Genomic DNA, 19177 nt, shown 5'->3' on the forward strand with positions numbered 1-19177 from the left:
CTCCTATGACGGTCTGGTCGAGGCCGGCTTCAAGCGCCATCACCGGATCAATCACGGCAAGGCTCAGTTCGCCAGAAACGGTGTCCATATCAACGGCATCGAAAGCTTCTGGAGCTACGCCAAGCGCCGACATCAGAAATTCAACGGGCTACGAAAAACCAGCTTTCCCGTCTTTCTAAAGGAGACTGAATTCCGCTTCAACACACGCGATCAGAACCTCTATAAACTCCTGCTCAGATCGTGCAGAATAAATCCGCTCAGGCGCTGAGCTGGAATAGACCCTATTGAAAATATTGGTCGGAGTGAGAGGATTCGAACCTCCGGCCCCTGCCTCCCGAAGACAGTGCTCTACCAGGCTGAGCTACACTCCGACCGTGGCGGGCGGAATAGCTCAGGCGAGACGCTTTGGCAAGCGCTCATTCGACACTCTTTTCGCGCTTTCGCATGGTGCGCAGCAGAGGGCCGATGCGCAACGAGGTTCCGGTCTCGAACCGGGTGCGCGTGCGCAGCACCGGGGTGTTCTCGGACACCCTCCCCCGCCCCTCGCGGAGCACGATATAGACGCCGGATCCAATGATCAGCACAGCCCCCGCCAGCGTCATCCGGTCGGGCCATTCGTCAAAGATCAGCGCGCCGTAGAGCGTTGCCCAGAGCAGCTGCGAATACTGCATCGGCGCCACCACCACCGCTTCGCCAGAACGATAAGCGGCAATGAGCACGAAGGAGCCGGTGAGTGCCAGCAACGCCATCACCCCCGCACCGCCCAGATGCGGCAGCGGCATCGCCCGATAAACGAAGGGAAGCGCGCAGGCCATCAGGATGAAATTGGTGAGCATCGGGTAGAGCAGCAGCACGACGGAGCGCTCCTCCTGCCCGATCTTGCGCACCACGATGGAGGAGAGCGCGCCGCAGCTTGCCGCCACCAGCGCCGCCGCGTGGCCCAGCGTCAGATCGGTACTGCCCGGGCGCAGCACCACAAGGACACCGGCGAGCCCCACCAGAACCGCAATCCAGCGGCGCAGGCGCACCCGCTCGCCAAGGATGGGAATCGCCAGAACGGTGATCAGCAGCGGCTGCGCGAAGATGATCGCATAGGTCTGCGCCAGCGGCAGCACCGAAAAGGCGTAGAAGGCGCAAAGCCCAGTGACCACCGCCGCCACGGTGCGCAGCGCCGTCCACCAGGGGTGGACCGGGCGCAGATGGCCCGGCGTGGTGTCGCGGATCAGCATGAGGCTGACCAGCGGAAAGCTGAACAGCACCGAAAAGAACACGATCTGGAACGGGCTGTAATGCGCGCCCAACAGTTTCACCACCACGTCATGGCCGGAAAAAACCGCGAAGGAGAGCAGCGCGAAGAGCGCGCCTTTGGCATTCTGTCCCATCCAGACCACAGCCATCGATTGTCAAACCCGAGGGAACCCTTGCACCGCGCGCCGCCCGCAACAAGAGCCATCGGTGCGCGGCGCGATGGCTTGCGGTGGATTTGTGCAGGTGCCATGGCTTCTGCGGGAGGCCGGACATGCAACTGGACATTCTGACGATCCTGGGCGGCATCGGGCTGTTCCTCTTCGGAATGCAGTCGATGACCGGCGCGCTGCGCGAGCTGGCGAGCCGGCAGATGCGCGCGTTTCTGTCGCGCTTCACCACCTCGCCGCTGACCGGCGCGCTGTCGGGCGCCGCCACCACCGCGGTGATCCAATCGTCGAGCGCGACCATGGTGACCGTTATCGGTTTTGTCGGCGCCGGGCTGATGAGCTTTCCGCAGGCAGTCGGGGTGATCTACGGCGCCAATATCGGCACCACGATGACCGGCTGGATCGTCGCGCTGCTAGGGCTCAAGCTGAAACTGGGCACCGTCGCCCTGCCCGGCCTGCTGGCCGGGGCGCTGGCCGCCACGCTTTCGCACGGCACCTTGGCCCGGGTCGGGCGGCTGCTGGCAGGGTTCAGCCTGGTCTTCATCGGTCTCGACATGATGCAGGAGGGCGCCGCCGGGTTCGAAGCCTGGCTCTCGCCCGACATCCTGCCGCCGGACAGCTGGGCCGGGCGCGCGCTGCTGCTGGTGCTGGGTGCCGGTGTCACCGTGGTGATCCAGTCCTCAAGCGCCGGGGTCGCGGCGACGCTGGTGCTGCTGAGCTCGGGCGCGATCACGCTCGGCCAGGGCGCCGCGCTGATCATCGGCATGGATGTGGGCACGACCTTCACCGCGATCCTCGCGACGGTGGGCGGCTCACTCGACATGCGCCGCACCGCCATCGCGCATATGGCTTATAACGTTGTGACCGGCGCCGTGGCCTTTGCCTTGCTGGGTCTGATCGTGCCGCTTCTCGCGGGGCTGCTCGGCCCGCAGGAGCCCACTGCGCTCGTGGCATTTCACACGATCTTCAACGTCGCGGGGGTGGTCATCATGCTGCCGGTCACCGCGCCCTTCGCACGACTCATCGAGCGGCTGGTGCCCGGACGGGCCGCCGCCCTCACCGAAGCGCTGAACCGCAGGCTGCTCGACGATCCCAGCGCGGCAATGGACGCGGCGCGCGGCTGTGCGGGTCGGATCATGCGCGAGATGTTCGGCGCACTGGGACGCTGTCTGCGGCCCGGCGGCGGACGGATATCGGCAGATACCACGCGGCGGCTCGACTCTGCTCTGGACGAGCTGCATCTCTATCTGGCGCGTATCCAGATCCCCGCCGACGCGGTGCATCTGATGAACCGCTATTCGGCGCTGCTGCATCAATACGATCACCTGACCCGGCTCGCGCACCGACTGACGCAGGAAGAGGACATGCAGGGGTTGACCACGGATATCGGACTGCGCCGCCCCGCGCTGGCCTTTGGCGCCGCCATGCGGCGCGGGGCGCAGTCCGAGGGCGGGCTCACCGGGGCGGCGCTGGAGCGGCTGGAACGGCTCATCGCCGGGCGCACGCAAAGGCTGCGGCGCTCGGCGCTGCTGCGCGAACATGCGGGGCTGGTGGGAGTGCGCGACGTATTCGAACTCACCGACGCGATGCGCTGGCTGGAGCGGACGGCGCATAACGCCGCGCGCTGCGTGCATTACGGCGAGCTGGCCGCGAGCGATACGCCAGACGTGCCGGTGTCGGAACGGATGGCGCCGGTCGCGGCAGGAGAGGTGTGAGAGCCGGTGCGGTGGGCAGATTGCCCACCCTACGGGATGGCGCACCGGGGCTGTAGGGTGGGCAATTTGCCCACCGCAACGCGCCTATGTCAAAGGCTGGCGTCCAGCGCCGCGAGGATCGCGTCGCCCATGCCCGAGGTCGAGACCGGCGACACGCCTTCCTCGCCCAGCAGATCCGCCGTGCGCACGCCATCGGCCAGCACTTTGGAGACCGCGCTTTCCAGACGGTCGGCCTCGGCGCCCATGTCGAAGCTGTAGCGCAGCGCCATGGCAAAGCTCAGCACGCAGGCGATGGGGTTGGCCTTGCTCTGCCCCGCGATATCGGGCGCCGAGCCGTGCACCGGCTCATACATCGCCTTGGGACGGCCGTTCTCCATCGGCGCCCCCAGCGAGGCCGAGGGTAGCATTCCCAGCGAGCCGGTCAGCATCGCGGCGGCATCGGACAGCAGGTCGCCGAAGAGGTTGTCGGTCACGATCACGTCGAACTGCTTGGGCCAGCGACAGAGCTGCATGGCGCCGGCATCGGCATACATGTGGCTCAGCTCGACCTCGGGGTAGTCCTTGCCCACCTCGGTCACCACTTCGCGCCACAGAATCCCCGATTCCATGACATTGGCCTTTTCCATCGAACACAGCTTCTTGCCGCGCTTCATCGCCAGATCGAAGGCCGAACGGGCCACCCGGTCGATTTCCGACTCGGTGTAGCGCTGGGTGTTGATGCCGACGCGCTCGTTGCCCTCTTCGATGATGCCACGCGGCTCGCCGAAATAGATGCCGCTCGTCAGCTCGCGCACGATCATGATGTCGAGCCCGGCCACCACGTCCTTTTTCAGCGAGGAGAAATCCGCCAGCGCGTCGAAACACTGCGCCGGGCGCAGGTTGGCATAAAGATCCATCTCCTTGCGCAGACGCAGCAGGCCGCGCTCGGGCTTCACCGAGAAATCCAGAACGTCGTATTTCGGACCGCCCACGGCGCCCAGCAGCACGGCGTCGACCGACTGCGCCTTCTCCATGGTCTCGTCGGTCAGCGGCGTGCCATGCGCGTCATAGGCCGCGCCGCCCACGAGATCCTCGCTCACGTCGAACGAAATACCGCGCTTGTCACCGTACCAGTCGATGATCCGGCGCACCTCGGCCATCACCTCGGGGCCGATGCCGTCGCCCGGCAGGATCAGAAGCGAAGGGTTGCTCATGGGAATATCCTCTCCTCGGAAGTTCCCGCATGCGGTAGCCTCTGGGCTCGGAATGGTCAAGAAAACAGGGGCGCGAGGCCCTCTTCGAGCAGATCCCAGACCCTGCGGATGCGCGGCACCCGGCGGATCGCCTCATGCGCGGCCAGATAGACCGGCAGCGACGGGATCGGCAGATCGGGAAACAGCCGCATCAGCGACGGGTCGCGCGCCGCAAGGTTGCATTGCAGCACGCCGATGCCGCAACCAGCGCGCACCAGCTCGACTGTGGTGACGAAATCGTCGCAACGGGTGGCGAACCAGTCGCGGGTCGCCGGCAAACCCATCTCGCGCATGGCGCGCAGCATCGTATCGCTGCGGTCCATGCCAACCAGATCGTGCCGCCACAGCGCATCCAGCGTTTCGGGCCGGCCCTCCCGGTCGAGATAGCCCTGCGCCGCGTAGAGTCCCAGCTCCAGATCGCCCAGGTGTTTCATCACGATGTCGAGCTGATCGGGCCGGTACATGCGCAGCGCGATATCCGCCTCGCGATAGAGCAGGTTCTCGCTGTGGTCGCTGGGCACCAGGTCGAGCGAAATCTCCGGCTCCAGCGCCCGGATCCGCGCCAGCACCGGCGGAAGGTGATGATGCGCCGAAACCCCGCTGGCGGTGATCCGCACCGGCCCCGCAAGCCGCTCCGCCCGACCCGCCGCCGCGATGCCGAAGGCGCGCATCCCGTCGCGCATCGCCTGCGCATGGGGCAAGAGCTCCGCACCGGTTTCCGTCAGCCGCAGTCCGCGCGGCTGGCGGGTAAACAGCGTCACGTCCAGCGCCTCTTCGATCTGCCGCACCTGCCGCCCCAGCGTCGGCTGGCTGGCGCCAAGCCGCCGTGCCGCCGCCGACAGCGAGCCGGTCTCGGCCACGGCGAGAAAGCTTTGCACCAAAGACCAGTCGAGATCTGTGAGCGGCTTATCCATTCAAAAATGAATATCACATAGAGAAAATTCGGCAATATCCTCCGAAAACTGAATGCCAGATACTGCGCCAGTCTCGAAACACGGAGAAGAACCATGACGGGCACTGTTCTGATTCTCGGCGGGCGCGGACGGTTCGGCCGCCACGCCGCCGAAGCGTTCTGGAATGCCGGCTGGCGGGTAACGCTGTTTCGGCGCGGCGGCGATCTGATCTCTGCCGCGCAGGGCACCGACCTGATCGTAAACGGCTGGAACCCGCCCTATCCCCGCTGGGCCGCCGACCTGCCCGGCCAGACCGAGCAGGTGATTGCCGCCGCGCGCGCCTCTGGCGCGACCATCCTCCAGGCCGCGAACCTCTATGTCTATGGCGCCGGGTCGCCCGAACTGCTGCGCGCCGACACCCCGCACAGGGCGCAGAACCCGCTCGGTCGCCTGCGGATCGAGACCGAGGCGCTGCTGCGCGACTCGGGCCTGCCGGTGATTCTGCTGCGTGCGGGCGATTTCCTCGACACCTGCGCCTCGGGCAACTGGTTCGACCGGGTCATCGCCGCCTCGCTGGGGAATGACGTGCTGACCTATCCCGGCGACCCGGATGTAGCGCATGCCTGGGCCTTTCTGCCCGATCTGGCGCGCGCCGCCGTCCAGATCGCCGAGCGGCGCGAGCGTCTGCCGCGCTTTACCGACATGCCGTTTCCCGGCATGACGCTGAGCGGCGCCGAGATGGCCGCGCAGCTTTCGCAGATGCTGGGGCAAGAGCTGCGCGTGCGCCGCATGTCCTGGCTGCCGCTGCATCTGGCCCGCCCTGCCTGGCCGCTGGCGCGCCGGCTGCTCGAGATGCGCTATCTCTGGTCGATGCCGCACCGGCTCGACCCGGCGCCGTTCCGCGCGCTGTGCCCGGAGTTCCGCGACACCCCTGTGGAAGACGCGCTGCGGCTTGCGGTGGCCGGGCTCAGGGCAGATCCAGCGTCACGCGCACAAGCCGATGGCGCTGGCCGTCAACGGGCGGCCTGACCTCCGCCCCGGCCACCCGCAGATCCGCCGCCGGCAGGATATAGCTCACCCGCATCGGCCCCGTTTGCTCCCAATCAACCGTGGGCTTGCCCGACAGCGGGTCCTGCAACCGTGCATCCCCCAGCATCGCGCGCATCGCCTCGTGGCGGCCATCGCCGCGCTCAGGGTCTAAATTGGCATTGCCGATCAACACGGGCTGCACCGGCGGCGCACCGAACCCGCCGTCGAGATAGTGCCGCCAGAACGTCAGCTCATCGGCGTTGCGACGGCCGTTGCGATCCTCGGGACCGTCGAAGACCGGCGGGGTGGCATGCCAGGCCATCAGCGTGAGCGGCCCGCTGCCGGTGTCGACCTCCAGCGCCCAATGCGCCGATGAGGACAGCCGCTGGATCTGCGGCGCCGGATCCTCTGCGACGCGCAGGTTCCCCGGCAGGTCGCGCCAGAGCAGCGCGGTGAAGTCGCGCCGCAGCCGCACCGGGTGTCGCGACAGCAGCGCCATGCCGCCCTGCCCGCTGAAACGCCCATAGCCCTGCGCATCGCGCGGCCCGCCGAGCCGCCCGTCGCCATCGAGGTCCAGCCCCGTGCCCATGCCGGTATTGGGGCGTTGCTGGAACAGATGCGGGTAATCCGCCCCGGCCTGCGCCAACCTATCGGCCAGCGCGCTCAGCGCCGCCCCGTCGTGATCGTAATCGATATCTGTGAGCAGCAGGATATCGGGGTCCGCCGCCACGATCTCGGCCACCACCGCATGGGCCTCGTCCCTCAGGAGATCGCGCAGCAGCAGCCCCGGCCCGTTGCGCGAAAGATCGGCATGCCAGGTGGCCAGCCGCACCGGCTCCGCCCTGGCGGGCAGCGCCATCGCGAGCAGCAAGAACAGGAACCTCAGACCGCCTGCAAATCCGCCTGAGCATAGGCGCGGCGGCGCTTTTCCTCGATCAGCTCGGCAATACGCATCAACGCCATACCCCGCATGATCAGACTTGCCGGAAGAAACGCCCATGCACTCATCGTCCAGATCAGGTTCTGCGGCTCGGTCAGCGAGATCGGGTCGATCAACGCCGAGGCCAGTTTCATCACCGCCGGGATCAGGAATGGCAGAAGAAACCCTAATGCAATGTTAACGTGACCGTCACGCTTGAGCCTGTGCAGAACGTCGCCGCCAGCCGTCGGGTCGAAGAGCGGCAGGTTGACCCAGAAGTTAAAGGCGCCGTGGCGGATCGGCCAGTGCAGCAGCCGCACCATGAGAAAGAACGCCGCCATGGTAATGAGCGAGATCAGATAGGACAGGCCGGCATGGCTGCGGATCAGGTCGAGCTGATGCGTGCTCATGTCTTCTTGCGCCACCAGCACCATCAGGCGCACCGGCGAATAGGGAAAGTCCAGCAGGCTGCCCACGGTCACACCGATTTGCTCCAACACGATGCTGATGGGCGTCGGATACTGCTCGCCACGGCAGATCAGGGTCAGCACCAGCACTGTCGAGAACAGCGCCACAAAGCGCAGCCGGTTGAAGGGCGGCGCATCGCGGAATTCGATGATCGAAGGGTAATCGCCGATATATTCGACAAAGGTCAGCAGCGCGGCAACCAGCGCCAGCAGCGCGATCATCTGGGTGGTGTCGGCAGAAGTGCCGGGCAGAAACAGCGCGGGCATTGCAATAAGCAATGCCATCAATACGGCGCGCGTGCCGGCTTTCACCATCCGCTTGATCACTGAACCTGCCCTTTCGGTCCGGCCGGGCCCGGTACATTGCCGCGCCACCGTTTACACCTGACCCCGCCTTTGTGGCGGTATGCCTCATTCTTGCCCAATTTCTGCCCACTTTCCCACGAGACGGCAAGGTTCAGTTAACAAAGACATCGGGAATCAGGCGCTTTCATGAAGAAAACGGTGCGTTTTTGCATCATTGCACAGGCGGCATTGCGTATCCGGCGGAAATGAACACAAAATATTGAAAAGTGAGGTGTCTTTACCCGCTTTCCATGAATTGCGCCGAGCTTTGACCTGCCGCAAGGCCGCCGGCGGCAAACAGGCGTTGAACCTGTCGCGGACGCACAGGTTTGGACAGGAGGGACTGACAGATGCATTTGGCGATTTCGCTAGAAGAGGTCGCGGAGATGATCCCGGACGGGGCCCGCGTGATGCTCTCGGGCTTCATGGGGGTCGGCACGCCGGACGGCATCGTCCGCGCGCTGGCAGAGGCCGGCAAGAAAGACCTGACCGTGATCGTAAACGACGCTGCCCGCCCGCATTGCGGCGTGGGCCCCCTGGTCAAGGCCGGCTGCGTGAAGAAGTTCATCGGCAGCCATATCGGCGTGAACCCGGACGTGCAGGAGAAAATGCGCGCCGGAGAGCTCCAGGTCGAGCTTGTGCCGCAGGGCACCCTGGTCGAGCGCATCCGCGCCGGTGGCACGGGGCTTGGCGGGGTGCTCACGCCCACCGGGCTCGGCACGCTGATCGCCGAGGGCAAGCCCACGGTCGAGGTCGAGGGCAAGACCTATCTGCTGGAAACCCCGCTGCGCGCGGATTTCGCGCTGATCGCGGCGCGCAGCTGCGATTACGTGGGCAACCTGACCTACATGCTGACCGCGACGAATTTCAATCCGATCATGGCGCTCGCTGCCGATGTGGTGATCGCCGAGCCCGAGGAAATCGTGCCGGTGGGGGTGATCCCGCCGGATGCGGTCAAGACCCCGGGCGTGCTTGTGGACCATGTGATCAAGAGGGCCGCGTGATGAAAGACCTGATCGACTTTACCAAGATGGACCCCAAGGAAATCATCGCCCGCCGCGTCGCAATGGAGATCAAGCCGAAGACGCTGGTCAATCTCGGCATCGGCATCCCGACGCTGGTCTCGGATCATCTCGACGAGAGCATGGGGGTGTTCTTCCAGGCGGAAAACGGTGCCGTCGGCATGGGCCACCGCCCGCCCGAGGGCATGACCGACCGCCACCTCACCGATGCCGGCGGCAGCTTCGTCTCCGCCGTGCCCGGCGCCTCGACCATCGATTCGGCGTTTTCCTTCGGCCTGATCCGCGGCGGCCATCTCGACCTGACGGTTCTGGGCGGCTTGCAGGTGGATGCGCAGGGGCATCTGGCGAACTGGATGATCCCCGGCAAGTTCGTGCCCGGCATGGGCGGCGCGATGGATCTGGTGACCGGAGCGAAGAAGGTCATCGTGGCGATGATCCACACCGCCAAGGGCCAGTCGAAGATCGTGCAGACCTGCGACCTGCCGGTGACATCGCAGCGCCGGGTGAGCCTGATCGTCACCGAGCTCGCGGTGCTTGAGCCGCGCGACGACGGGCTGCACCTGCTGGAAACCGGCCCCGGCGTCAGCGTCGAGGAGGTGGTCGCCGCGACCGAGGCAAAGCTGGTGATCTCCGGCGACATCCCCGAGATGGATCTGTCGCAAACCGTCTGAGCGGGTCGGATCGCCTGCGCGATCCGACCGGGCGGGGGCGCTGCCCCCGTCGCGGCAAGCCGCGACTCCCCCGGGATATTTCGGGCCAATGGAAGCACATGAGGTTTCCATTGGCTGAAAATATCCCCGCCGGAGGCCGGCCGGACGGCGACGCGGGTGCGACACCCCAGAAAAAGGAAAAGGCGGAGACATAAGCCTCCGCCTTTCCATTAACGCCCCGGACGAGATCCGGAGGCCGGTCTCGTCTGGCATCATACCCAGGGGCGGCTTTGCGCCACGGCGCCCTCGTAGCTGTCGATGGCGCCGACCTTTTCCATGGTCAGACCGACATCGTCGAGCCCTTCGAGCAGGCAATGCTTGCGGAACGGATCGATCTCGAAAGCGAATGCCTCGCCGTCCGAGGTGGTCACCACCTGGTTTTCCAGATCCACCGTCATCCGCGCGTTGGAGCCCTTTTCGGCATCCTTCATCAGCGCGTCCACCGCCTCCTGCGGCATGACGATGGGCAGCATGCCGTTCTTGAAGCAGTTGTTGTAGAAGATGTCGGCGAAGGAGGTCGAGATGACCACCTTGACGCCGAAATCCGCCAGCGCCCAGGGCGCGTGTTCCCGCGACGAGCCGCAGCCGAAATTGTCACCGGCAACCAGCACCTGCGCCTCGCGGTATTGCGGCTTGTTCAGCACGAAATCGGGATTTTCCGACCCGTCATCTAGATAGCGCAGCGCCTCGAACGCATGCACCCCGAGCCCCGAGCGCTTGATCGTCTTCAGGAACTGCTTGGGAATGATCATGTCGGTGTCGATATTCACCAGCGGCATGGGCGCCGCGATCCCGGTCAGCTTTTCGAACTTTTCCATGTTCTTCTCCTCAGGCCGAGACCGGCTCTTGCATCAGTTCGCGCACATCGGTCAGGTGCCCGGTGACCGCCGCCGCCGCCGCCATCGCCGGCGAGACCAGATGCGTGCGACCGCCCTTGCCCTGACGGCCCTCGAAATTGCGGTTCGAAGTGGCCGCGCAGCGCTCGCCCGGGGCGAGCTGGTCGGGGTTCATGGCCAGGCACATGGAGCAGCCCGCCATGCGCCATTCAAAACCGGCGTCGATGAAGATCTGCGCGATCCCCTCTTCCTCCGCCTGGGCGCGCACGAGGCCGGAGCCCGGCACCACCATGGCGCGGATGCCGTCCTTGATCTTGCGACCCTTCAGCACCTCGGCCGCGGCGCGCAGATCCTCGATCCGCCCGTTGGTGCAGGAGCCGATGAACACCGTGTCGATCTCGATCTCGGTGAGCGGCGTGCCTGCCTCGAGCCCCATATATTGCAGCGAGCGCTTGACCGCCTCGACCTTGCCGCCGGTGAAATCCTCGGGCGCGGGCACGGTGCCGGTGATCGGCAGCACGTCCTCGGGCGAGGTGCCCCAGGTGACCAGCGGCGCGATGTCCTCGCCGCGGATCGTGACGACCTTGTCCCAATGCGCGTCATCGTCGGAATAGAGCGTCTTCCACCAGGCGAGCGCCGCCTCGAACTGCGCCCCCTTGGGCGAATGCGGGCGGCCCTTGACGTATTCGAAGGTGGTCTCGTCCGGCGCGATCAGGCCGGCGCGGGCGCCGCCCTCGATGGCCATGTTGCAGACGGTCATCCGGCCTTCCATCGACAGCGAGCGGATCGCCTCGCCGCAATACTCGATGACATGGCCGGTGCCGCCGCCGGTGCCGGTATGGGCGATGACCGCGAGGGTCACGTCCTTGCCCGTCACGCCCGGTGCAAGCTTGCCGGTGATCTCGACCTTCATGTTCTTGGATTTCGACTGGATCAGCGTCTGCGTGGCAAGCACATGCTCGACCTCGGAGGTGCCGATGCCATGGGCCAGCGCGCCGAAGGCACCATGCGTCGCCGTGTGGCTGTCGCCGCAGACCACGGTCATGCCGGGCAGGGTCCAGCCCTGTTCAGGGCCGATGATGTGCACGATGCCCTGGCGGATATCGTCGACCGGGTAATATACCAGTTCGAAATCCTTGGCGTTCTTGTCGAGCGCCGCGAGCTGGATGCGACTTTCCTCGTTCTTCTCGACGCCCTCGTTGCGGCCGGGCGTGGTCGAAACATTGTGGTCGGGCACGGCGATGGTGCGCTGCGGCGCGCGCACCTTGCGGCCCGCCATGCGCAGACCCTCGAAGGCCTGCGGGCTGGTCACCTCATGCACGAGGTGACGGTCGATATAGAGAAGGCAGGTGCCGTCTTCGTCCTGCTGGACGACATGGGCGTCCCAGATCTTGTCGTAGAGTGTCTTGCCGGACATGGGTTCCTCTCCGGAATGGTATTGGCTTGGGGCTGGGCGCAGGTCATCTGTCCCGCGCCGGGGCAGGCTTGGACAGGCTTATAGCCGGGCGAGCACCGAGAAGGTGGCGCCGTAGAACCGTTCACGCAGTCGCGCGCGGTCGCCGAGGTCGAAAACCGGAGTCATGCGAGCGAGATACAGATTCTGCCCGCGCCGATCAAGAGGCAGCCGGTGCAAGGCACTTGTCCCGCGCCCGCCCCGATGCAACTCTATCCGGGATGAGCAAGGGCAGCGAGCAATGAACCCCAACGAGGCAACTGGCTCCGGGCAGGCGCCGTTCGAGTCGCTTCAGGCCACCGCCCTGGCGCTGCTCGCGCAGGCCGAAGGCTTTCTGACGAGCTTCCTCAGGCCGTGGAATTTCTACCAGATCGGCATTGCGCTGATCGTGTTCCTGATCGCGCAGGTGCTGGCGCATTACCTGGCGCCCATGATGCGCGACTGGATGCGTGGCCGCGAGGGCTGGCCGACCTGGCGCATGCGCATCCTGATCGTGCTGCAACGGCGGCTCAGGATGATCTTTTTCGTTATCCTGATCTGGCATGTGATCGGGGTGATGCAACAGGTCACCTGGCCGTCGCGTTCCTATCTGCTGACCATTATCGCGCAGCTGGCCAGCGCCTGGCTGGGCATCGCCCTGGCGACCCGGCTGATCCGCAACCCGGCGCTGCGCACATTACTGCGCTATGGTGCCTGGGCCTGGGTCACGATCTCGATCCTCGGGCTCGGCGACGAGGTGCAGGCGCTGCTCGATAGCGTTGCCATCGACCTCGGCGGCGCGCGGCTGTCGCTCTGGCTGTCCTTGCAGGCGGTGGTGCTGCTGATCGCACTGATCGCCATGGCGCGCTTCCTTGCCGGCGCCAGTGCGGCCAGCATCCGGCGGAACGAGAATATCAGCCCGTCGATGCAGGTGCTGGCGGTCAAGTTCCTCCAGGTGCTGCTCTACGGCGCGGCGTTCTTCCTGGCTCTCAAGCTGGTGGGGGTCGACCTGACCGGGCTCGCGGTGCTGTCGGGCGCCATCGGCGTCGGGCTCGGCTTCGGCCTCCAGAAGGTGGTGTCGAACCTGGTGAGCGGCGTCATCATCCTGCTCGACAAGTCGATCAAGCCGGGCGACGTGATCTCGCTGGGCGACACGTTCGGCTGGATCAACGCGCTTGGGGCGCGCTATGTCTCGATCACCACGCGGGACGGCAAGGAATACCTGATCCCCAACGAAGACCTGATCACCGGGCAGGTGGTGAACTGGTCGCATTCCAACGATTTCGTCCGGCTCGACATCTATTTTGGCACCGCCTATGGCGACGATCCGCACAAGGTGCGGCGCATTGCCATCGAGGCCGCCCAGAGCGTGACCCGGGTGCTGAGCGAAAAGCCCCCGGTCTGCCATATCGTCGGTTTCGGCGACAGTTCGGTGGATTACATCCTGCGCTTCTGGATCCGCGATCCCACCGGCGGGCTCACCAATATCCGCGGCAATGTCTATCTCGCGCTCTGGGATGCCTTCCAGGAGCATGGCATCAGCATTCCCTTCCCGCAGCGCGAGGTGAGGATGCTGAACGAGGCGCCCTCCCGCGCGCTCGACTGAGCGCATCCCGGCGCGGTTGTGACGGGACGTTGCGGCTGACAAGGGCCGGACGGCTCCGCATAGTGCCGCCAGACACGGCAAGGGAGAGATCGCAATGCCCGACGAGATCGTCATTCTGAGCGGCGCACGCACCGCCATCGGCACGTTCGGCGGGGCGCTCGCCGGCACGCCGCCCATCGAGCTGGCCACCGTCGCGGCCAAGGCCGCGCTGGCGCGGGCCGGCGTCGAGGGCGGGCAGCTCGGCCATGTGGTCTTTGGCCATATCATCAACACCGAGCCGCGCGACATGTATCTCAGCCGCGTGGCGGCGATGCAGGCGGGCGCGCCGGAGACGGTGCCGGCGATGAACGTCAACCGGCTCTGCGGCTCGGGCGCGCAGGCCATCGTCTCGGCGGCGCAGTCGCTGATGCTCGGGGACGCGGATTTCGCACTGGCAGGCGGCGCCGACTGCATGTCGCGCTCGCCCTTCATCGTGCCCGATCAGCGCTGGGGCAAGAAGATGGGCGATATCCGTACCATCGACATGATGATCGGCACGCTGAACTGCCCCTTCGGCACCGGCCATATGGGCGTGACCGCCGAGAATGTCGCGAAGGAGCACGGCATCTCCCGCGAGGCGCAGGATGCCTTTGCCGCCGAGAGCCAGGCGCGCGCGGCCAGAGCCATCGCCGAGGGCTATTTCAGGGAGCAGATCGTGCCGGTCGAGGTCAAGGCCCGGCGCGAGACGGTGGCCTTCGACACCGACGAGCATCCCAAGGCCACCACGCCCGAGGCGCTGGCGGGTCTGCGCCCGGCCTTCCAGAAGGACGGCACCGTGACGGCGGGCAACGCCAGCGGCATCAATGACGGCGGCGCCGCGCTGGTGCTGGCGCGCGCCGAGGTGGCGGAAAAGGCCGGGCTTACACCCCGGGCCCGCATTCTCGGCTATGCCCATTCCGGGGTGCGCCCCGAGGTGATGGGCATCGGCCCGATCCCGGCGGTCAAGACCCTGATGGAACGCACCGGGCTCTCGGTCGCGGATTTCGACGTGATCGAGTCGAACGAGGCGTTTGCGGCGCAGGCGCTGGCGGTGAATGCCGGGCTGGGGCTCGACGCGGCCAAGGTGAACCCCAATGGCGGCGCCATCGCGCTCGGCCACCCGGTGGGCGCGACCGGTGCGATCCTGACCGTCAAGGCGATGTACGAACTGGAGCGGACCGGCGGCACAAAGGCGCTGATCACCATGTGCATCGGCGGCGGCCAGGGCATCGCGCTGGCGATTGAGCGGATCTGAGGCAGAACGCGCGGTCCCGGGAGCAGGGATCCCCTGCCCCGGCACCCGGCTGTTCAGCGCACGATAGCGGTTCCCGGATTTTCGACCGCATAGCGGGTCACCACGCCCACCAGATGCGCGCGATAGGCGCCGGAGCCATTGAGATCGGCGATCATGTCATCAGCCTCCGGCAGCAGCCCGTCGAGCGCGGACGCAGCAAATTCTCTCGCCAGCGCATCTTCCGCCGCGCTCCAGCGGAACACACCGTCATTGCCCGCGCCGGTGACCGCGACACGGACAGTGTCGCCGGTCCGGCTGACAAAGCTGCCCGCCACCGGATAACGCGAAGCCTGGCTGCACAGTTTGGCGTAACCGGCGCTGTCGGGGATCGGGAAGGAGAAATGCAGGATGATCTCGCCTTCCTCCAGCACCGTGCCGAACAGCCCGTCGAAGAATTGCTCTGCTGGAATCGTCCGCTGACTGGTCACCACATCGGCGCCCAGCGACAGCACCGCCGCGGGGTAATCCGCCGAGGGGTCGTTATTGGCGACCGAGCCGCCCATTGTGCCCACGTACCGCACTTGCGGGTCGGCAATGCTGCCCGCCAGCGCCGCCAGCGCCGGGATCGCGTCTTTCACCAGATCCGAGGTCGAGGTCTCGTAATGGGTGGTCGCGGCACCGATCAACAGCCGGTCGCCCTCGCGCCGGATCCCCTTGAGCTCGGGGATCGCGCGCAGGTCGATCAGCACATCCGGCGCGGCCAGCCGGTTCTTCATCGTGGGGATCAGCGTATGCCCCCCCGAGACGAAACTGGGGCTGTCGAACTCGCCCCAGAGCGCGGCGGCCTCGTCCAGCGTTTTCGGGCGGCGATAGGTGAAGTCATACATATACATCGCGGCGCCCCCTTATGCCTGCTGCTTCGCGCGGTATTTGCCGGCGGCATCCAGCACCGCCTTGACGATATTGGTATATCCGGTGCAGCGGCAGATATTGCCTTCGAGCTGCTCGCGCACAGTCTCCTCGTCGAGCGCCCCGCCATAGCGGCGGATCAGGTCAGTGCCGGCCATCACCATGCCCGGGGTGCAAAAGCCGCATTGCAGCCCATGATTGTCCTTGAACGCCTGTTGCAGATCCGACAGCGTGTCGCCCTCGGCCAGACCCTCGATGGTGGTGACCGCGCCGCCATCGGCGGCCACCGCAAGCACGGTGCAGGATTTCACCGCCCGCCCGTCGAGATGCACGGTGCAGGCGCCGCATTGCGTGGTGTCGCAGCCCACATGCGTGCCGGTCAGGCCCGCATGGTCGCGCAGGAAATGCACGAGCAGCGTCCGGTCCTCGACATCGTGGGTCTGCGGCGCGCCATTCACGGTGATGGTTACTTCGGTCATGCCGGTCTCCTTGTCGCGGGGCTCAGGCCGAGGCCTTTTCTGCGAAACAGTCGAAAAACTGCGTGGCGAGCTTTTCCGAGGTCGATTTGATCAGCCGCGAGCCGAGCTGCGCCAGCTTGCCGCCGACCTTCGCGGTCACATCGTAACGCAGGATGGTCTCGTCGCCCTCCTCGCTCAGATATACGTCGGCCCCACCGCTTGCAAAGCCGGCAACGCCGCCCTTGCCCTCGCCGGTGATGGTGTAGCGCTCCGGCGGGGTGATATTGCTCAAAGTGACGGCACCTTTGAAGGTCGCCGAGACCGGGCCGATCTTGAGCTTCACCGTCGCGGCAAAGCCCTCCTCCGGGCTGCCCTCCAGCTCCTGACAGCCGGGGATGCAGTCGCGCAGCACATCGGGATCGTTCAGCATCTCCCAGACCGTCTCTCGCGGTGCGGGAATTCGATATTCGCCGTTCAGATCCATTCTGTTCTCCCTTGGCAGTTCCGGCCTTTCGCGCGCCACGAGGGCGCGCTGGGAAATGTCTATGCAATATGCATGCCATACCCCCCCTATTGTTCTGGCAATTTGCGCCCCGACCGGCGCCGCGCCCCGGGCTGGCACGGCAATTGCGCAGGTCCGGGCTGCAATACGGATGTCTCGGCACCTCCGTGAAGCGGCGGGCTGCCCCGCCCTCCGGGCGCGCCGTGTCGACCATGAAGCCGCCAGATCGTATGAAACCGGAAAGAACACAGAGATGAACACCATGGACAGCCAGCCTTTCGACTATGACGGGATCACCGTGCCGCCGCTGGACAAGATCTTTCGCGCCGAAAGCGTGGCTATCGTCGGCGCCTCGCCGAAGCCCGGCGCGCGCAACCGGATCGTCAAGGTCCTGATCAAGCACGGTTTTACCGGTCGCATCTATCCGGTCTCTCCCAGCGCCGACGAGGTCGAGGGGCACAAGGCCTACAAGACCCTGGCCGATCTGCCCGAAGTGCCCGACGTGGCGCTGATCATCACCCCGGCGGCGACCGTGCCCGGGCTCATCGGGGAATGCGGCGAAAAGGGCATCACCTGCGCCATCGTCTACAGCGCCGGGTTCGAAGAGATCGAGTCGGGCAAGGAGCTTGCGGTGCAGCTCAAGGCGGCGGCGCGCAAACATAACGTGCATGTGCTGGGGCCGAACGGTCAGGGCGTCTGGTCGATCAAGGCGAACACCATGCTGACCTTTGGCGCCGCCGCCTTCGGGCTCGACACGCTGCGCCACTCGCCCATCGCCATCGTCAGCCAGTCGGGCGCGTTGGCTGGCGCCATCGGCAATTACCTGCAACGCAATGGGCTCGGCTGCTCCTATATCGTCAGCGTCGGCAACGAGACCTGCATGGATGCGCTCGACGCGCTGGCCTGGGTCATCGAGCAGGACGACGTGCGCGTCGTGGCGCTCTATCTCGAAGGGCTCGACAACGCGGCGCGGCTCATTCCCATCGCTGCGCGGGCGCGCGAAAAGGGCGTGCAGATCGTCACGCTCAAGGCCGGGCGCTCGGCCTTCGGACAAGAGGCCACCGCCTCGCATACCGGCAAGATCGCCTCGCCCTACGGCATCTACACGGACGTGCTGGACCAGGCCGGTATCATCATGGTCGAGAGCCTCGGCGAGGCCATGGCGGCGGTCGAGGTGCTGTCCTTCATGCCCGACCCGCGCGTCTCCGGCGACCCGCTGGGCGGCATCTCGGTGATGAGCTCCTCGGGCGGTGCCGGCGCGCTGCTGGCCGATCACAGCGATGAGCGCGGGCTGCCGATGGCGACCTTCAGCGACGACGCGGCGGCGAAGCTGGAGACGATCCTGCCGGAATTCGCCCGCAAGGCGAACCCGGTGGATCTCACCGGCCAGATCCGCTCCTTCCCCAATCTCTTCCGCGACACGCTGGCGGTGCTCAACGACGATCCGCGCACCGAGGCCATCGTGGTACAATTCGCCTCCTCGGGACTGCGCGACCTGATCGACAACGGCGACGATTTCAAGGCGGCGGCCAAGACCAGCGGCCTGCCAATCGTCATCACCTTTGCACAGGAAAAGGTCGACCCGGCGGTCAAGGAAGAGTTCATGAATGCGGGCATCCTGCTCTCGGACGACCCGGCCAACACCATGCGGGCGCTGCGCTGGCTTTACGACCGCAGCCGGTTCAAGGCGATCCAGGTCGCGCATCGTGACACCGCCCTGCCCGAGCTGACGCCGCCGCAGAGCTGGGAGGAGATGATGGATTTCCTCGAAGGCGCCCATGTGACGCCCGCCCCCTGGCGCATCATCGAGGCGAACGAGAGCGCGGCAGAGGCCTGCGCCGGGCTAAGCTATCCGCTGGTGGTCAAGGTGCTGCCCGATGCCGCCGAGCACAAGACCGAGCTGGGTCTGGTCAAGCTCAAGGTGATGACGCCCGAGGATGTCGATGCCCATGCCGCCGAGTTCCGCAGGATCCTGAACAAGCCCGATCTGCCGGTGCTGGTGCAGGAGATGGTGACGGACGGGGTCGAGGTGGTGCTCTCCTGTCTCGGCAACACCGATTTCGGGCCGGTCCTGTCGATCGGCTCGGGCGGCGTGGCGATCGAGCTGTATCGCGACGTGACCTATCTGTCGCTGCCGGTGACGCCGGAGCAGGTCGAGGCGAGCCTGAAGAAGCTCAAGCTCTGGACCCTGCTGCAAGGTTTCCGCGGTGCGCCCAAGGCCGATATCGACGCGCTAGTGAAAGCGGCGGTGGGTTTCGGCGACATGATCCTGCGCACCCCGGCGCTGGCCGAGGCCGAGGTCAACCCGGTGCTGGTGCGCCCCGAGGGCCAGGGGTTGGTGGCGGTCGATTTCCTCGGCACCACGCGCGACGGGACGGCATAAACGCAAGACGCGGCGCCCCAGAGGCCTTATGCCCAAAATCGGCAACGGCGGG

At 66.0% G+C, this 19177-nt stretch carries 18 protein-coding genes and 1 tRNA gene; 8 read left to right on the forward strand and 11 right to left on the reverse strand.

Annotated features, from left to right (window positions below; genetic code table 11):
- On the forward strand, positions 1-268 hold a 268-nt coding region (locus I6N89_RS15385; protein ID WP_207019313.1), incomplete at its 5' end, for a transposase.
- 26 nt (positions 269-294) lie between these two features.
- Here I6N89_RS15385 and I6N89_RS15390 read toward each other — a convergent pair.
- Positions 295-371: transfer RNA gene (locus tag I6N89_RS15390), tRNA-Pro, on the reverse strand.
- Positions 372-416: 45 nt separating this feature from the next.
- A complete protein-coding gene (locus I6N89_RS15395; protein WP_207019458.1) occupies positions 417-1382 on the reverse strand; it encodes a DMT family transporter in 966 nt (321 codons plus the stop codon).
- A gap of 137 nt (positions 1383-1519) precedes the next feature.
- Between I6N89_RS15395 and I6N89_RS15400 the strand changes: the two genes are divergently transcribed.
- Complete coding sequence (locus I6N89_RS15400; protein WP_207019314.1) at positions 1520-3130, forward strand: Na/Pi cotransporter family protein; 1611 nt, start codon at positions 1520-1522, stop codon at positions 3128-3130.
- An 89-nt stretch (positions 3131-3219) separates the two neighbouring features.
- Here I6N89_RS15400 and leuB read toward each other — a convergent pair whose 3' ends face one another.
- Together leuB and I6N89_RS15410 are read right to left on the reverse strand one after the other, a co-directional pair.
- Positions 3220-4323, reverse strand: a complete 1104-nt coding sequence (gene leuB, locus I6N89_RS15405) for a 3-isopropylmalate dehydrogenase (protein WP_207019315.1) — start codon at positions 4321-4323, stop codon at positions 3220-3222.
- Between the two features lie 56 nt (positions 4324-4379).
- Entirely contained in the window at positions 4380-5276 is an 897-nt protein-coding gene (locus tag I6N89_RS15410; RefSeq protein WP_207019316.1) for a LysR family transcriptional regulator, read from the reverse strand.
- A gap of 93 nt (positions 5277-5369) precedes the next feature.
- Here I6N89_RS15410 and I6N89_RS15415 point away from each other — a divergent pair, with 93 nt between their 5' ends.
- Positions 5370-6284, forward strand: a complete 915-nt coding sequence (locus I6N89_RS15415) for an epimerase (protein ID WP_207019317.1) — start codon at positions 5370-5372, stop codon at positions 6282-6284.
- Here the strand turns inward: I6N89_RS15415 and I6N89_RS15420 are convergent.
- Positions 6223-7143 carry an endonuclease/exonuclease/phosphatase family protein gene (locus I6N89_RS15420; RefSeq protein WP_207019459.1) on the reverse strand — a complete coding sequence of 307 codons (921 nt, stop codon included), beginning with the start codon at positions 7141-7143 and terminating at the stop codon, positions 6223-6225. The two genes, I6N89_RS15415 and I6N89_RS15420, sit on opposite strands and share 62 nt — an antisense overlap.
- Before the next feature lie 23 nt (positions 7144-7166).
- Entirely contained in the window at positions 7167-7985 is an 819-nt protein-coding gene (locus I6N89_RS15425) for a hypothetical protein (protein ID WP_207019460.1), read from the reverse strand.
- 380 nt (positions 7986-8365) lie between these two features.
- Here I6N89_RS15425 and I6N89_RS15430 point away from each other — a divergent pair, with 380 nt between their 5' ends.
- Entirely contained in the window at positions 8366-9019 is a 654-nt protein-coding gene (locus I6N89_RS15430) for a CoA transferase subunit A (RefSeq protein ID WP_207019318.1), read from the forward strand.
- Positions 9019-9708: a 3-oxoacid CoA-transferase subunit B gene (locus I6N89_RS15435; RefSeq protein WP_328805890.1), complete on the forward strand. Its 690-nt coding sequence runs from the start codon at positions 9019-9021 to the stop codon at positions 9706-9708. The genes I6N89_RS15430 and I6N89_RS15435 overlap by 1 nt, the downstream gene beginning before the upstream one ends.
- Positions 9709-9959: 251 nt before the next feature.
- On the opposite strand, the gene leuD is transcribed toward I6N89_RS15435, so the two are convergent.
- Positions 9960-10565: a 3-isopropylmalate dehydratase small subunit gene (leuD, locus tag I6N89_RS15440; protein WP_207019319.1), complete on the reverse strand. Its 606-nt coding sequence runs from the start codon at positions 10563-10565 to the stop codon at positions 9960-9962.
- 10 nt (positions 10566-10575) lie between these two features.
- A complete protein-coding gene (gene leuC / locus I6N89_RS15445; RefSeq protein ID WP_207019320.1) occupies positions 10576-12000 on the reverse strand; it encodes a 3-isopropylmalate dehydratase large subunit in 1425 nt (474 codons plus the stop codon).
- 277 nt (positions 12001-12277) lie between these two features.
- On the opposite strand from leuC, the gene I6N89_RS15450 reads away from it, so the two are divergent.
- Together I6N89_RS15450 and I6N89_RS15455 are read left to right on the forward strand one after the other, a co-directional pair.
- Positions 12278-13621: a mechanosensitive ion channel family protein gene (locus tag I6N89_RS15450; RefSeq protein WP_207019321.1), complete on the forward strand. Its 1344-nt coding sequence runs from the start codon at positions 12278-12280 to the stop codon at positions 13619-13621.
- Positions 13622-13715: 94 nt separating this feature from the next.
- Entirely contained in the window at positions 13716-14894 is a 1179-nt protein-coding gene (locus I6N89_RS15455; RefSeq protein WP_207019322.1) for an acetyl-CoA C-acyltransferase family protein, read from the forward strand.
- Between the two features lie 53 nt (positions 14895-14947).
- On the opposite strand, the gene I6N89_RS15460 is transcribed toward I6N89_RS15455, so the two are convergent.
- Genes I6N89_RS15460 through I6N89_RS15470 form a run of 3 tightly spaced genes read right to left on the reverse strand, consistent with a single transcriptional unit; the run spans position 14948 to position 16724 of the window.
- Positions 14948-15766, reverse strand: a complete 819-nt coding sequence (locus I6N89_RS15460) for a xanthine dehydrogenase family protein subunit M (protein ID WP_328805891.1) — start codon at positions 15764-15766, stop codon at positions 14948-14950.
- A 12-nt stretch (positions 15767-15778) separates the two neighbouring features.
- Positions 15779-16261, reverse strand: coding sequence for a (2Fe-2S)-binding protein (locus I6N89_RS15465; RefSeq protein WP_076706226.1), 483 nt, complete (start codon positions 16259-16261; stop codon positions 15779-15781).
- Between the two features lie 22 nt (positions 16262-16283).
- A complete protein-coding gene (locus tag I6N89_RS15470) occupies positions 16284-16724 on the reverse strand; it encodes a CoxG family protein (protein ID WP_207019323.1) in 441 nt (146 codons plus the stop codon).
- 271 nt (positions 16725-16995) lie between these two features.
- On the opposite strand from I6N89_RS15470, the gene I6N89_RS15475 reads away from it, so the two are divergent.
- On the forward strand, positions 16996-19125 hold the full coding sequence (locus tag I6N89_RS15475) for an acetate--CoA ligase family protein (RefSeq protein ID WP_207019324.1): 2130 nt from the start codon (positions 16996-16998) through the stop codon (positions 19123-19125).
- Positions 19126-19177 lie beyond the last annotated feature (52 nt).

It is taken from the genome of Salipiger abyssi (assembly GCF_017311415.1).
GTDB lineage: Bacteria > Pseudomonadota > Alphaproteobacteria > Rhodobacterales > Rhodobacteraceae > Salipiger > Salipiger abyssi_A.